Genomic DNA, 15,930 nt, shown 5'->3' on the forward strand with positions numbered 1-15,930 from the left:
CTCTGGCACGGGGAGAACATTATAGTACCTTACCCCTTCAAAAGAGAAGGTCCGCCCGTTTCACCAGCTCGTTTTACGGATGCTTTGTACCGCGCTCCTGCGCTAGCCTTGTGGCAGTTCAGCGAACCTCAACGTCAAATGAAGGAGACAATGCGCGATGGGCGGCTGAAGGCTTTCCTCCGGTCGCGGCCGATTCGGCAATCCAGGGCGGCATGTACAGATGAGCGCGCCATGAACTAGGCGACGAAGTCATTCGGCTCGGCAAGGATGACACCTAGCGGGTTCCCGCCTTTTCGGCTGAAGATCATGACCAACTTGTCCCCAACGGAAACCGATCTGCACCGCCTACTGCGCCGCGCCGGCTTCACGGGTGGATGGCTGGAGAGAGCCGGCCCAGGGCCGCGATCTCGAAAACCCTTTGGCGAAGTTGCCATTCAATGCGGTATTGTTTGATCGAGATCAATGCTTGACACGCAGCATTGCTTTACATGCAATCGGAGATTGGGACCGAAATTCGGTCAAGCCGAGGAGTGGATTTTATGCCTCAGCCCACCATCCCGACATTCGCAGATGCCTTCGCCTATTCGCTCGATGCCTGGCAGCGCTCCGTCCTGTTTCTAGACGTCATGCGAAAGCGTGGCGAACAGTACGAGGAACATACGGCGCAGACTGCGCCGCACGTTCTGAACTACGACGCCGAACTTGTCGTTGACGGCCGCAAGCTCAATCGACCGGTCAATTACGCGCTCGTCCGGATCATCCCGCCCCAAGGCATTGTGGTCGACTCACTGAAACGACCCTTCGTTGTTGTCGACCCGCGCGCCGGCCACGGACCCGGAATTGGCGGCTTCAAGGCCGACAGCGAGATCGGCGTGGCGATGAAGGCCGGCCACCCCTGCTATTTCATCGGCTTCCTTCCAGAACCCGTTCCTGGTCAGACCATCGAGGATATCGTCCGTGCCGAAGCGATCTTCATGGAAACGGTCATTGCCCGCCATCCCGAGGCCGACGGCAAGCCCTGCGCGATCGGCAACTGCCAGGCGGGCTGGGCGGTGATGATCCTGGCTTCGCTGCGTCCAGAACTGTTCGGTCCGATCATTATTGCCGGCACACCGCTTTCCTATTGGGCGGGGGTCAGGGGCCAATACCCAATGCGCTATTCGGGCGGCCTGCTCGGCGGCAGCTGGCTGACGGCGCTCACGGGCGATCTTGGTGCCGGGATATTCGATGGCGCCTGGTTGGTCCAAAATTTCGAGAACCAGAACCCCGCCAATACCCTCTGGAGCAAGCCGTACAATCTCTACTCGAAAATAGACACCGAGGCCGAGCGCTACCTCGGCTTCGAGCGTTGGTGGGGCGGCCATGTGACGCTGAATGCCGAAGAGATGCAGTTCATCGTCGATGAGCTCTTCGTCGGCAACAAGCTCGCCGCCGGCGAGATCCGCACCTCCGACGGCACCGCCATCGACCTGCGCAATATTCACGCTCCGATCGTCGTCTTCTGCTCGAAGGGCGACAACATCACACCGCCGCAGCAGGCACTCGACTGGATCCTCGACCTTTACGACAGCGTCGACGAGATTCGCGCGCACGGCCAGACCATTGTCTATGCCGTGCATGAGAAAATAGGGCACCTCGGCATCTTCGTCTCCGCCGGCGTCGCGCGCAAGGAGCACGACGAGTTCGCGTCCAACATCGATCTGATCGATGTTCTGCCGCCGGGTCTCTATGAAGCGGTGCTGGAGCCCGTGAGTGAAGTTGTTGAAGGCAGGGACTTGATCGCCGGCGAATGGGTGATGCGCTGCGAAGCCCGAACGCTGGACGATATCCGCGCTCTCGGGGGCAACGATCTCGAGGACGAGCGTAGCTTCGCCGCAGCCGCCAAGGTCTCCGATATCAATCTGGCACTTTACCGAACCTACCTGCAACCCGCGATCAGGGCCGTGGTCACACCGCCCATGGCCGAAGCGATGCGCCGCATGCATCCGCTGCGCCTGCAGTACGAAATCTTCGGCCCGAGCAATCCGTTCATGGCCTGGATTCAGGCGGCCGCCGAGCATGCCAGCCAAAACCGCAAACACGCATCCTCAGAGAACCCATTCCTGGCGCTGCAGGAAAACGTGTCGCGGCAGATCGTCGACGGGCTGGAGGCTTGGCGTCGGACGATCGAACGCCTTTCGGAGGATGCGTTCCGCACCGTCTATGGCTCGCCTGTGCTGCAGACCGCGCTCGGCATCGACAGCAAATCTGACCGCCGCCCGCGCAAGCCGGCAAAAAGCAGCCTACATGAGGCGCTGGTTGAAGCAAGGATCGCTTCGCTCAGAGCCGAGATTTCCGAGGGTGGCCTTCGAGAGGCCCTTGCCAGGGGCCTACTGTTCGTCGGAATGGCGCGCGGTGGTGCCGACGAGCGTGGCTTCGAGGCAATCCGCCGGCTGCGCCGTTCCCATCCGACGGCAAGTCAGTTGACGCTGCCGGAGTTCAAGGCGCTGCTGCGCAAGCAGTATTTCATACTCCTGGTCGACGAGGAGGCAGCCCTTTCGGCAATCCCGAACCTGCTGCCGGAGGACCTCGAGGAACGCCGCTCCGCCTTCAATTCGCTGCGGGAGGTCCTACAGGCGTCCGGAGCCGTGACCGGTGCCGCCGCCCAGCGACTGGAGCGCGTCGAGACGCTCTTTGGTCTCGGGAGTGAAACGGTGCCGTTCGTGGCGCGCAAGACCGCGCGCGAGCGCAAGACATCCTGATTGAGCTGCTAGGAGGGTCCGTAGTGTCCGAGGTAATTGCACTGACGTCAGAGCCGTCCAAGTACGACCGCCTGATTGCCGCCGCGCAGGCCGAAACGCCCGCGGTCACGATCGTTGCCCATCCCTGCGACGAAACCTCGTTGCGCGGAGCGCTTGAAGCGGCGGAAATGGGGCTCATCAAGCCGATACTCGTTGGACCGGAAGCGAAGATCCGCTATGTGGCGGCGGAGCATCGGCTCGAAATCGGTGGCATCGAGATCGTCGATGTACCGCACAGTCACGCCGCCGCGGCCAAGGCGGTTGCGCTCATTCGTGAAGGCAAGGGCGAGCTTCTGATGAAAGGGAGCCTGCATACCGATGAATTGATGCATGCGGTAGCCGCCTCCGCCACAGGTCTCAGGACCGATCGGCGGATCAGCCATGTCTTCGTCATGGATGTCCCCGGCCATGCCGACACGCTCTTCATCACGGATGCCGCCATCAACATTTTTCCGGACCTCGAAGCCAAGCGTGACATCGTGCAGAACGCAATCGACCTCTGGGTGACGATCGGTCTCGGCGAGCCGCGGGTCGCGATCGTCTCGGCGGTTGAGACGGTCACGACGAAGATCCCCTCGACAATAGAAGCGGCGGCGCTGTGCAAGATGGCCGAACGCGGCCAGATCACGGGCGGCCTCATCGATGGGCCGCTCGCCTTCGACAATGCGATCGACCCTGAGGCGGCCCGCATCAAGGGCATCAGGTCCCCGGTTGCCGGCCACGCCCAGATTATCGTTGTACCGGACCTCGAGGCCGGCAACATGCTCGCCAAGAACCTGACCTTTCTTTCCCATGCCGACGCGGCCGGTATCGTTCTAGGCGCGCGCGTGCCTATCGTGCTGACGTCGCGGGCCGATTCGGTGCGAACCCGCCTCGCTTCTTGCGCAGTCGCGGCACTCTTCGCGGCTCGGCGGCGCGCGATACAAGTAGCGGCGGTCTAACGCCATGGACGCAATCCTCGTCGTCAACGCCGGCTCATCGAGCTTGAAGTTCCAGGTCTTCGGCATCGCCGACGCCAACCTGACGCGCCAGGTGCGCGGCCAGATCGGCGGCATCGGTACGCGGCCACGACTGCAGGCAAAGAAGGCCGATGGAACGGTCCTCATTGATCGAAGCTACGCCGCGGAAGCAGTGCGCGACCTTCCAGCCGCCATTGCCGCAGCACGCGAATGGCTGCTGACACTCGACGGGTTCGAACTGCGGGCGATCGGCCACCGTGTTGTCCACGGCGGCCCTGACTACGCGCAGCCTGTGTTGATCGATACGACAGTGCTCGACCGTCTCGCCAGCTACCAGGATCTTGCGCCGCTGCACCAACCGAACAATCTGGCGCCAATCCGGCTCGCCATGGAGATCAATCCCGATGTGCCGCAGGTCGCCTGTTTCGATACGGCCTTCCACCGCGGGCACCCCGAGCATGCCGATTGCTACGCGCTACCGCGGGCGTTTTATGACCAGGGCGTGCGGCGTTACGGCTTCCATGGCCTTTCTTACGAATACGTCGCCGAGCGGCTGAGCGAGATTGCCCCCGAAGCGGCGCGCGGCAAGGTCATTGTCGCGCATCTCGGTAGTGGCGCGTCGATGTGCGCGCTGCGCGAAGGCCACAGCGTCGAGAGCACGATGGGCTTCACGGCGCTCGATGGTCTGCCGATGGGAACGCGGCCGGGCCAGCTCGATCCGGGCGTCGTGCTCTATCTGATCATCCACAAGGGCATGAGCGCGCAAGCCGTCTCGGATCTGCTTTACCACGATGCCGGGCTCAAAGGGCTTTCCGGCCTGTCAAACGACATGCGCGATCTTCTCGCGAGCGACGATCCCCATGCTCAACTTGCTATGGCCCACTTCGTATATCGATGCGTTCTCAATTCAGGAATGCTCGCAGCGGCACTGGGGGGCGTCGATGCGTTCGTATTCACGGCCGGCGTCGGCGAGAATTCCGCTCGTGTCCGCGCACGCATCGTGGAGGGCCTCGCGTGGCTCGGGGCGGAGCTCGACCCGCTGGCGAATGAGGCTGGCGCCAGTTTGATCTCCACGGCCAGGAGCCGCGTTGCCTTGCATGTCATTCCGACCGACGAGGAATTGATGATCGCGCGCCACACGCTCACGATCATCAGTGCCCCCAACGCCTGAACCCCGGAGGCAAGCCGATGTCCATTCCCACCGTCAAGACCAAGCTTCTCGAAGGTCGCAAGGGCCTGATCGTCGGCATTGCCAATGATCGATCGATCGCCTGGGGCTGCGCCAGGGCCTTTCGCGCCCTCGGAGCGGAACTTGCCGTGACCTACCTAAACGACAAGGCGAGACCCTATGTCGAGCCGCTGGCGCGCGAGCTCGAGTCGCCGATCTTCCTACCTTTGGACGTTGCTGTGCCAGGCCAGATCGAAGCGGTCTTCGAGCGCATCGGTGAGGTCTGGGGAGAGCTCGATTTCCTCGTCCACTCGATCGCTTTCTCTCCGAAAGACACGCTCGGCGGGCGCGTCACCGACGCTCCGCGCGAGGGTTTCCTGACGACGATGGAGATATCCTGCTGGTCCTTCATCCGCATGGCCCAGCTCGCCGAGCCGTTGATGAAGGATGGCGGCACGCTCTTCACCATGACCTACTACGGGTCACAGGTGGTGGTGGAAAACTACAACATCATGGGCGTCGCCAAGGCGGCGCTCGAAAGCGCCGTCCGCTACATGGCAGCCGAACTCGGCGCCAAGGGCATCCGCGTGCATGCCATATCCCCCGGAGCGCTTGCAACTCGGGCCGCCTCGGGCATCCCTGAATTCGACGCACTGCTTGAAAAGACAAAGCTGAAGGCGCCGACGCGCGAACTCGTCGACATCGATGACGTCGGTATGGCGACGGCCTTTCTCGCGCACGATGCAGCGCGACTGATTACCGGCCAGGTGCTCTACGTCGATGGTGGCTACCACATCATCGACTGATGCCGGCGGCCGACACGCTCGCCATGCAACACCCGCTGATTGCCAATGATTTCAGTGGTGATTGGCTTCATTCGATCCGGTCGATTCGCTAACTCCGCGCCGGCTTCCTTGTCATCCATCGAATATGTCGATCGACTCGGCTCGTCCCTTCAGACGAGGCAAGTCGACACGGGATCAACGAACCTTCGCACCACTTCGCGCAAAACATTGAAGAAAGCTGCCTGATTGCGCGCCTCGACGCTCTTCAAGCGCGCTCGCTGATCCAGGAGTGTGAAATCCCCTATCCCGCAAAATCAAGATCCCCGATCCGACGCGCTTCGTCGGCTACCGCCGTAACGTTCTGTCAGAACCGGCAATCCGTTACCTGCCGCACATCTTCGCCAAGGTGTGTCGCGACTTCGAGCCCGAATTGATTGAACGCGACGGCGAGGACGACCATGTTACCTGATGGTGCATTCCCCTACGAAGTTCGCCCTGTCCAAGCTGGTCAACAGCCTAAAGGGCGTATCCAGCCGACTTCTGCGCACGAGCCGGCCTCAGCCGCCAAGTTTCCGGCTGCCGTAATCGCTTTGACAGCCATTGCTGCTCGGCCTGACTGCTTGACGCGTTGAACAAACATTCACATCCTCGTCGAACGCAGGTTGACAACGTTGCCACCAACGAGTTTGTCGAACTGCTCTTTCGAAAGAGGCATGGAGAGCAAGTATCCTTGAAGGTGATCGCAGCCGAGTTCCTTTAGCGCCATGCGCTGGTCGTCGGTCTCGACGCCCTCGGCCGTGGTCTTCAGGCCCTTGGCACGCGCCAATCCGATCATTGCCTCGATGATCGCCCGCCCATCCTTTTCCCTTCCGAACCGGTCGACAAAACTCTTGTCGATCTTGATACGGTCGACACTGACGTTCTGAAGGCGTGCGAACGACGAAAACCCCGTTCCGAAATCATCGAGCGCGAAGTGGACGCCAATTGACCGAAGTGCTTCGATGTTTTTCTGGCACTGTCCGCCGCCGTCAAGCAGAGTGCCCTCGGTAATCTCGATTTCGAGCTGTTCGGGGTTGATGCCATAGTGTTTCAGCATCGACATCACCTTCAGCGCATAGCTTTCGTTTTGCAGTTCCTTTGGGGAGGCATTGGCTGCGATCTTGAGCGCGGGCCAGCGCTGCGCGGCAAGGCACGTCTCCCGCAGGACAAATTCTCCAATCGCATTTATGAGGCCGCACTCTTCCGCAATCGGGATGAATATGTCCGGACCGACCCTACCACGCGTCGGATGGGACCAGCGCAGAAGCGCCTCCGCACCGCAGAGCGCACCGTTGTCCGCCGAATAGACCGGCTGGAAATGAAGCTCCAACCCTTTTCCTTCGGTTACCGCTCGCCGCAGGTCGTACTCGATCTCACGGCGCGCCTGGAGAAGATCATCCATGTGAGCACCGAAGATGGCATAGCAGTTTCGGCCGGCTCCCTTCGCGCTGTAGAGCGCGATGTCGGCCTTTCTCGTTAGCTCCTGAGCGGCCGTTCCAAACTCGCCGGCCGCCACGCCAATGCTCGCCCCGATGCTGATCGAACCTCCACCCATCTCGAAGGGTCGCCTCATCGCTTCAAGCAGATGCTCACAGACGCCGACCACGTCCTCTTCGCAGACATTGTCCAGGATAACGGTGAACTCATCGCCGCCGAGGCGGGCTACAAGGCGTCCGGCGCAAACTTGAAGAAGGCGGCCAGCAACAGCCACCAGGAGTTCGTCGCCTGCGGCATGGCCGAGCGTGTCGTTCACCTGCTTGAATCGGTCGAGATCGATGAACAGCACCGCGATGGATTTTCCGGGAAGGGAAGCGGCGAGCGCCTGTGACAGGTGCCTTTGGAATTGAGAGCGGTTTACCAGCCCGGTAAGGCCGTCATGTGCGGCAAGACGCTCGAGTTCGGACCGGCTGTGTTGCAGGTGGCGGCTTCGCAACAGGACTGCTCCTCCCATCGCGCTCATAGCGGCAAACACCGCAATGCCAGCCATTGCGACGGTCGGACCGACACGGCTTTCCACGGCAGCGCCCGGTGTGAACGGTCGCCAGGAAAAATATCCGAAGTCGTTTCCTGTCACCTTCTTCAATTTTGCGTAGGAACGGCCGTCCTCGTCACTGCGTGCCCATGTGAAGCGGAGGTCGTCAAACAGGTATTCCTGCGCCATGCCGGATAGAAAGTTTCCATCGAGATAGCGCACGGCGACATGAAGATATACGTGCGCCGGATCCTGTTCGATATCTCCTGAATCCGATACGATCGGCTTCACACTGACGACGGCAGGATGTCCGTTGACGAGGGCCAGATCGCTTTCACCGATGCTTAGGACCTGGTCGGAGACGCCGTTCTCGTCACCGGCGACCAACCTCCTTCGAAGCTTCTGGGCAAGCGGGATAACTATGTCATGGACCTGGCGAAAGGCTTCCTTGCGGTCGGCTTCGTCATTGGCGAAGGCATATACGGCCCGCCCCTCCGGAGTGACCACAAACGCCCGCTCGTGCTGGAAATACGTGAACATCCACTTGCCGAGGTTCATCTCCATCCAGTCTTGATCACCGGCGGAGACCTTGCGTACGGCGTCGTCCCAAACCGTCACGCTTTCCTGGTCATGGGCCACGCCCTCCTGCAGCTTCGCAACCACCATTTCCGCAAGATGCCGCTGGCGTCCGATGGCAGCTTCGTCGGTGGTTCCTGTTGCGACCGAGAGCACAATCGCAAGCGCCGCCCAGATGGATGCCGACGCGGCAGCGGGAAGTATCAGGAGAAGGAAGACCGCACGAAGCTTGGGATGTTTCATATGCCACTGCCCTATTATGAGCACATGCTTAATTCGTGAATGTTAAGTCCCACCTAAGAAAACAGACCCAAGTTTACGCGACACCTCCAAAGTGGCGGCTCGGCAACTTGCGTTAAGCAAATACATCAAAAAAGAACGATGCAGAGGTTGGATGACGTCTCGATCATCCCGTTTCTGCTCTGGCAGGATCCTCGTCGACGTTAAGACATTTCTGGCTGATGCCGTCGGCAGCGACGGCATTTCGAGCGCGGACGATTTTAATGACCTAGGCCGGCGCGTCGTTTTCATCAATAGCAGCGCCTGCATACACTTTGCGAGCCACAGCGGCCAAAATCAGCAGCGTTACCGAGGCAAGCGCGCAGCAGGCAGCAAATCCGAGCGCGAAGCCGCGTTTTGCCGTCTCGAGCCAAGGAAGCTCTGCCGATTCGCCCAATGTCCTTGCGATTTCCACTGCTCCAGCAAGCGTCGCGGAGATCGCCACGACCTGCTCCTCGTTGAAACCGCTTAAGTTCACTTGGTCCATCGTCATGCGATAGACAAGCGTTCCAAGACTGCCGAGTAAGGCGATTCCGAGCGCGCCGCCGAATTCCGCACTGGTTTCCGAAATTGCAGATGCAGACCCCGCACGTTCTGGCGGCGCGGTGCTGACGATCAGCCCCGTCGTCGTGAGGATAACCGGCACGAAACCCAGCCCGATAAGCATACTTGCCATCAGGATGCCAACGAGGCTTTCAGCGAATGCCGCAGCCGCCATGGCAGTTGTTCCGACGGCATTGACGATCAGACCCCCGATGACGGTACTGACCGGGCCAAACCGGTTGGTAAAGCGATAGGCCTGAAAAGACATACCGGCAAAGACCAGCGCCGAGGGCACCGACCACAACGCCGCTCCCAGCGGCGAAAGCCCGAGCACCAGTTGCAGAAACAGGTTCTGGAACAGGAAAATACCAAAGACGAAAAACACACCGGCGAGATTGACCACCAGCGACGCCGTAAACGATGGAATGCCAAAGAGACCAAGATCGATCAAGGGGTGAACAAGGCGCTTCTGGCGGCGCACGAACAGGATACCGACGAAAACGCCAAGAAGGATGGGAAGCAGATGGCCCGGTTTGAAACCATCGGCGGCCATATGTTTTAAGCCGTAGATGATTGGCAGAACGGTTGCGAGCGACAACAAGACACTCAGAAGATCGATCTTGCCGCCATCGTCATTTCTATACTCTGGCAGAAGATAGGGAGCTGCGATCAGCAAGGCCATCATGACCGGAATATTGATCAGGAAGACCGACCCCCAGTGGAAATATTCAAGTAACGCGCCTCCGAGAAGCGGTCCAACGAGGCCACCAAGGGCAAAGGCCGTGCCCCATATACCGATCGCCCGGTTGCGCTCGGCCTCGTCCTTAAAAAGATTGACCACCAGTGACAATGTGGAAGGAGCGATCGTGGCACCGGCGACACCGAGCAGAGCACGTGCAATGATCAGTTGTTGAGGGGTGCTGGCTGCCGCCGCAAGCGAGGACGCGACGGCGAAGGCGAAAGCACCGATGAGCAGTACCCGCCTTCGTCCTATTCGATCTCCAAGTGTGCCCATGGTCAACAAAAATCCGGAAACCATGAAGCCGTAGATATCGTTTATCCAGAGCAGTTCCGATGCAGACGGATCAAGATCTGCGACGATTGCCGGCATCGCGAGAAACAGGACTGACAAATCCATCGAGTAGATAAGGCAGGCGATCGACAGAACATAGAGGCCGATCCATTCGCGGCTACCGGCGGTGGGCTGAGGTTGTTCTGCAAGATGTTCCTGCACGGCTGCCTCCCTAGCTGTGAGTTTGCAAATCTCGTCTCCGCTCGAGACTTTGGCAACCAGCGACGATTGTCCACAGATCCAGGGAAGAGATATAAGAGGTCCGTGCGGATCGGAACGCGCGATCAAGCCAGACCCTCGCCGGCTATTGCCAGGCCCGACGGAGGACCCGGCATCACAAGGCGAGGGCAGTCGCGGCTATCCGATTTGCCTTGCTTAATCACTGAACGAGGCACCGGCAGATGGTTGTCAGGCTCTTGCAGCAGACGGGCCGGTCGTAATCGGGTGCAGAGGCCAGACTCACCGAGCGTGGGTAGCTGCGCGGCCGACCTGTCGGGTATTGCACTTGCGAAGTCCGTCAATGAGTCGAATGCATGTCTTCCTGGCGCAACTGGTCGATGGCATCCAGCGCCTCTTCGGCAGACCAGCCCGCACGAAGCGCAGCTGCGATCAGACGCACTTCAGCTTCCTGCTCAAGCTTCAAATAGAGGCCCTCAAGAGCTTCTCTTGCAGTGACGACATGTTCGTCGTGGGGTACGACATGGGGAATTCTTTCAAGCTGTGGCATGTTGATCTCCGCATAGCTGCTCTGTTGAAGCCTTGCCCGTCGCCGCGTAGACGATCGTTGCTTCTTGTCACCAAGGGCGGGAATCATCCTTGTGGATGAACTTGACACCCAAGCGATTGTTCGCGCGTCAAAATGATCTTTGCGCTGTTGCCTCAACCGTCAGCTAGGGCGCGTGCTGAAGGGGTCAACAGAAAATGTTAGCGGGATAACAACCCTCCAAGAACGCAGCAGTGGTATCACAGCCGACCGGCAGCCCTTGGCTCGCTGCGTTCGACGCTCGAGCAGATCATCGTTCAGCGCGCCAAGCCGCCGGACTTACCCATTACGCCTTGTATTGGAAAGGTTCGTGCTTCCGGCGAAGGCGGAGCGACAATCATCCGCTATCAAGGGCCGACACCCTAGAGCGCTCAGGAAGAGAGCCTTTCGTGTTCGTAAAGTTGGTCCATGCTTAACGTCGCTATTTCGGCAAACGGGGTCTGATTCCTGACGCGGCCGCCATCAAGGATCACGACTTCGTCGCAGAATGAGATCGTGCTGCGGTGATGGCTGATGACGATCGTCGCACGACGACCGGCTCTTGATTTCAAGGTCTCGACGATCGCTGCTTCAGACAATCCGTCCATGGCGTTCGTAGCCTCGTCCAGGATGAGGATTTCCGGATCACGCACGAGGGCCCTTGCCAGAGCAATGCGCTGCCGTTGACCAGCCGAAAGGCTGGCCCCCCTGTAGCCGACGATCGTCTCATACCCGTCAGGAAGCTTCTCGATGAAATCGTGCGCTTCGGCAAGCCTGGCTGCGGCCTCCGCCTCGGCCAACGAGGCATTGTGACCATAGATAATATTCTGGAGGATAGTCCCGTCAATCAGCTCAAGGTCCTGGCTTGCGAGCGCAATTTGCCTTCGCCACAGGACCGGATCAATTTGATTAAGCGGGGTGCCATCGGCCAGAATCTCTCCTTCATCGGGCTCCACAAATCGGCACAGAAGATTGACAATCGTTGTTTTTCCAGCACCCGACCGTCCGATAATGGCCGTCGAACGCCCTTGGTGAATCTCGAAAGTGGCGGCGCGCAGCACGACGGGTCGCGAGCCAGACCCCGGATATTTGAAAGTGACGCGATCAAATTTGATTCGTTGAACTGGCGCGTGAAGCTGGCCGTCGCCGGCAGGCGGCGGCGGCTTGTCAGACGAATCCAGAAGCCACTTGACCTCTTCCAAAGAGCCGCTCCAGCTTTGCACTTGGCTCCATGCCATTTGCAGTGCACGGACGTGTGGCTGCAGCCGATAGAGCAGGACCACGAAAGCCACGATAATCGGAAAGCTCACTCCCCAAAGCCAGGCGCCGACGACGACTGCCAGAAACAGACCCGAATGAAGCGTCTCGGTCAGCGGCGGCAGTGCAGCCTGGCGGGATTGAAGAACGAAACCCGCTTTTCGTACGGCATCGGAAGCGAAACCGAAGATTGCTTTTTCGCGCTGCTCCTGTCCGAAAGCACGAATGAGCCGTCCGGCATGTACGAGGTGAAGCATCCTGGCGGCGAGGTCACCGTTGAACGAAGTTACGTTGCGGCTCGGGGCTTTCAGACTGGCTGACAAAATCGCATGAATGGCCTGGATGAGAACAAGCCCCAATGCAACACACAGCGTCATCTGCCATGAAAGAAGCAGGAGAAAGGCAAGCAAAATGACGACGGCGGAGGCGGACACGATCGAAGCGAGCATAGTTTGTATCGCATCTGAAGCCCGCCAGGATTCGTTGGAGATGATATTGAGCAGTCGCCCGGGGCTTTGCTGGAGAAAAAACGGGTATCCGATCGTCAGGAGTTGCCCCGCAAGAGAGCTGCGGATCGCATGGCCGGCTTTGCCGTAGATGAAATTGGCAAGCACGGCGTTGGCGAACGCCAGCACATTTTTCAGCGTGATCAGTCCAAGGATGGCGGCGGCGATCGCGGTCAGCCTTGCGCGATCATCCAGGCCGGCACCCACTTGCTGGAAGACGGCTGAGAATCCGCCCATGCCGGAGGGATCCTTCTCGCCGCCAATGATGCCGAGCATGGGAATGATAAGGCCAATGCCAGTGCCTTCAAGGACAGCGCTGCTGAGCCCAAGTACGACGACAACCGCAATGAGGCCGATCTGTTTGTCCAGCGCCTGGCGCAATAGCCGAAAGCTCGACATGATGAATTCTAGCATGGCGGTTGTGACCTCAGCAGACGAGTTATCTGGTCGATCGGGATTGCCTCTGACAGCTCCCGTCGTATGTCGGCGACGGGACGTGCAAGCCCGGCAGCACCCCCCGCCACTATGCAAGTCCCTGAAGCGGCGGGACCATTTTGACCGGGACCGACTGGTAGTAACGCGCCAGCGCATCCGCTCGCCGGGTGGCCTCGTCTGAAAAGCGGCACAGCCACGGGGCAAGAATGGCGGAGCGAAGTCCATACCGCTCCCGCCGTCTTATGAACTGCCACTTTCCAGTTCGCGTGAGGAACTCATGGGTGAGTGCGGGACGCTGCTCATCGGCAATGAGCTGATAGAGGAAATAGAAGAAACACAAGGCTCCGTCCGCATAACTGGAAGACACCGGCGCAGCTTGCTTGGCAATTTTTCTTTCCAGCGTGAGAATGCAATCCGCCGCTCGGCGTACGGTATCCAGTGTGACATCGGCGCCGATGTCAAGAAGAGCGCCGGGGTCATCGTTAAGAGACTGCCGCTCGAGATTCTCGGCAACGATCTTCAGATGGGTTCGACGCATTTGGCGCTTGTGTCTGCTTGTGACACTGTCAGAGTGAATTCGATAGGCGACCAGGCTATCATCGATCATGGCCGCCGGGAACTCTCGTGCGATTCGCCTGAAAAGATCGAAATCCTCCGCATGCACATAACCGGCGTCATAGACCAGCATGTCTTCAGGAACGACCCTTCTGTTAAACATCACAGTCGAGTGCAAGAAGATCGTAAAGAACAGCGACAGTATATGCCAATCCCCCGACTGATAGATCGGATTTGGCTGCCCGCGCACCACGCGATTACCGAGAAGCTGATCGATGCCCGTTCCACTCATGGCGAGCTGGGGCTGCTGGGTAAAGAGTGCCACCTGGCGTGAAAAGCGCGACGGATAGGAAATGTCGTCTGCATCCATCCTGGCGATCAGATCACCCCTGGCCAAGGCGATGCCCTCATTCAAGGTCGCAACAAGTCCGCGATTTTCCCGCGAAATGATGCGCACGCGATCGTCGATCTTTCGATACTGTTGGAGAATACTCAACGATCGATCAGTCGAGCCGTCGTCAAGTGCAATCACTTCAAAGCGGCCGTAGTCCTGGCGCAGAATGCTTTCCAGCGCTGCAGCAATATAAGGTTCGCCGTTATAGACAGGCAGCACAACAGAGATCAATGGAACGGACATCGTTCAGCTCGCATGTTCGTCGGAAATGCCGCGATTGACATAGTGGCGGCGATAAGCCGAAGCATCATATTCCCGTCCCCCTGCCCCACTTTGCTTGATAGACGACGCAAGATTGGCGAAGCTTCCGGAGCGGACGTAGGGAAAGTAGCGTTTGAGCCGATTGATCGGCCTTTCGAAAGCCAGCCAAGAGATTGAAGCGACCATCAAGGTGGCTGTTGTTCCAATCACAAAACGTGAAGGACCCTGTTCTGAGACATTCACCGGAATCCAGGGCTGAGCCTTGACGATCAAAGACAGGACAATTGGATGGAAAAGATAGACGCCGTAGCTTACGCGCCCGATGGCGACAATCGGCGCGAGTTCCAAAAGCCGGCCGGAGGCGCCCCGCAGACCTGACGAACAACATCCAATCAGCAATACGAATGGTACGAGGGGACAAATCTCGCGACCGATCCACGCCAGCCATTCAAGCGCCGGCGGCATGGCGGCTGACTTCAGCCAGAGGAAAATGACGGCGACGACAGTCAAGGGGACCCAGCTTAGCCGGATCCATTGTGGCCAGACATCGGTTCTGCTTCGATGGGCTGCCAGGAGCGCGCCTGCGACGAGTGCATCCATCGAGGCTGGAGGAAGAAGGTCACGCGCGAGAGATGGTGTACCTGTCAGTGGCCAGTAGAACCGATAACCCAGCGAAAATGTGATGACGGCGATGCAAATCGGTACGATCAACCGGCGCGGAGCAAATAGGATGATCAGCGGCCAAATGATGTAAAACTGCTCCTCGATGCTTAGGCTCCAGGTGTGACACAACACCCACGGCGTCCATTCATCACGAAGGGCATACCAGAAGTTTGAGAGATATAACGCGTGCCATTTGAGGCTGCCTCGAGCGCCTTCAAGGTTGACAAGCCAGACGAAGCCTAGGACTGCGAAGTAGGGAGGAAATATGCGAAGTGCACGGCGAAGATAGAACGATTTCAGCGCATTGCTTGGCTCATATTGGGCTGCCGAGCGCGCTTCCAAGAGAAGCCGTGTTATCAAGAAGCCGCTGAGTACGAAGAACAATCGGACGCCGAGATGGCCCAATACTGATCCTTCGGCTGCCAAGAAATGGTCGTATAGCACCATTGAAACGGCAAAAGTCCGCAGACCATCCAATTGCCGGTCGCGTGCATGAAACATGGATCCCCCTCAGTCTCGTGGGCCCCTCGTCGCCGAAGCAACGCCCGGCTGCACTCCTGCAACCTGCTGCTGTTATTCCGTTGCCGATGAGGCGGATCGAAGTATCAAAGCGCGTCCCTTAAAATTCGGGGGAATCGGGCCAAACTGTGACGCCAACGCCATTATCAGACTTTAGTCTGATATGGTCTCGTGGTTGTTGCCTCCATTTCGAGTGTGTCCTGTGCAGCCATGCCCTTTGGCAGATGTCGGACGGTGCTTGCGAGCGATTCCACACGGACGGCAGATTCATGAAGGTGACGAATCAGCGGCAGGTTGCCGCAGCACCTGGTCGTCACTGGCCAGCGCAAGCGATTCTGCTCACATCTGCGAGCGACTCTATCAGGCCTCACCACCAGCAGGCCGCAAGCGGCCTTTCTGCCGGATTTACGCGGTCGCGCAGACGC

Annotated in this window: 10 protein-coding genes and 1 pseudogene; 5 read left to right on the forward strand and 6 right to left on the reverse strand. The window is 59.1% G+C overall.

Annotated elements, in window-relative coordinates; translation table 11 throughout:
• Window positions 1–539 precede the first annotated feature (539 nt).
• The 5 genes and pseudogenes from EV130_RS05300 to tnpA all read left to right on the forward strand — a co-directional run.
• A complete protein-coding gene (locus tag EV130_RS05300; protein WP_074064851.1) occupies window positions 540–2,741 on the forward strand; it encodes a DUF3141 domain-containing protein in 2,202 nt (733 codons plus the stop codon).
• Between the two features lie 23 nt (window positions 2,742–2,764).
• A complete protein-coding gene (locus EV130_RS05305; RefSeq protein ID WP_132554170.1) occupies window positions 2,765–3,721 on the forward strand; it encodes a phosphate acetyltransferase in 957 nt (318 codons plus the stop codon).
• Window positions 3,722–3,725: 4 nt separating this feature from the next.
• On the forward strand, window positions 3,726–4,910 hold the full coding sequence (locus EV130_RS05310; RefSeq protein WP_132554172.1) for an acetate/propionate family kinase: 1,185 nt from the start codon (window positions 3,726–3,728) through the stop codon (window positions 4,908–4,910).
• A gap of 17 nt (window positions 4,911–4,927) precedes the next feature.
• Window positions 4,928–5,713, forward strand: coding sequence for an enoyl-ACP reductase FabI (gene fabI, locus EV130_RS05315; protein WP_132659504.1), 786 nt, complete (start codon window positions 4,928–4,930; stop codon window positions 5,711–5,713).
• 325 nt (window positions 5,714–6,038) lie between these two features.
• Window positions 6,039–6,250: pseudogene (gene tnpA, locus EV130_RS05320) on the forward strand (IS200/IS605 family transposase); the annotation flags it as partial.
• A gap of 82 nt (window positions 6,251–6,332) precedes the next feature.
• Here tnpA and EV130_RS05325 read toward each other — a convergent pair.
• The 6 genes from EV130_RS05325 to EV130_RS05350 all read right to left on the reverse strand — a co-directional run bounded on the left by EV130_RS05325 (window position 6,333) and on the right by EV130_RS05350 (window position 15,487).
• Window positions 6,333–8,522: a putative bifunctional diguanylate cyclase/phosphodiesterase gene (locus EV130_RS05325; RefSeq protein WP_132551561.1), complete on the reverse strand. Its 2,190-nt coding sequence runs from the start codon at window positions 8,520–8,522 to the stop codon at window positions 6,333–6,335.
• 265 nt (window positions 8,523–8,787) lie between these two features.
• A complete protein-coding gene (locus tag EV130_RS05330; RefSeq protein ID WP_081377252.1) occupies window positions 8,788–10,335 on the reverse strand; it encodes an MFS transporter in 1,548 nt (515 codons plus the stop codon).
• A 355-nt stretch (window positions 10,336–10,690) separates the two neighbouring features.
• The gene (locus EV130_RS05335; RefSeq protein ID WP_074064856.1) at window positions 10,691–10,900 is read right to left on the reverse strand and encodes a hypothetical protein; all 210 of its coding nucleotides are present in this window, start codon (window positions 10,898–10,900) and stop codon (window positions 10,691–10,693) included.
• A gap of 407 nt (window positions 10,901–11,307) precedes the next feature.
• On the reverse strand, window positions 11,308–13,092 hold the full coding sequence (locus tag EV130_RS05340; RefSeq protein WP_074064857.1) for an ABC transporter ATP-binding protein: 1,785 nt from the start codon (window positions 13,090–13,092) through the stop codon (window positions 11,308–11,310).
• Between the two features lie 109 nt (window positions 13,093–13,201).
• On the reverse strand, window positions 13,202–14,305 hold the full coding sequence (locus EV130_RS05345; protein ID WP_074064858.1) for a glycosyltransferase family 2 protein: 1,104 nt from the start codon (window positions 14,303–14,305) through the stop codon (window positions 13,202–13,204).
• A gap of 3 nt (window positions 14,306–14,308) precedes the next feature.
• Window positions 14,309–15,487: an acyltransferase family protein gene (locus EV130_RS05350; RefSeq protein WP_132659506.1), complete on the reverse strand. Its 1,179-nt coding sequence runs from the start codon at window positions 15,485–15,487 to the stop codon at window positions 14,309–14,311.
• Window positions 15,488–15,930 lie beyond the last annotated feature (443 nt).

The organism is Rhizobium azibense, assembly GCF_004342325.1.
Taxonomy (GTDB): Bacteria; Pseudomonadota; Alphaproteobacteria; order Rhizobiales; family Rhizobiaceae; genus Rhizobium; species Rhizobium etli_B.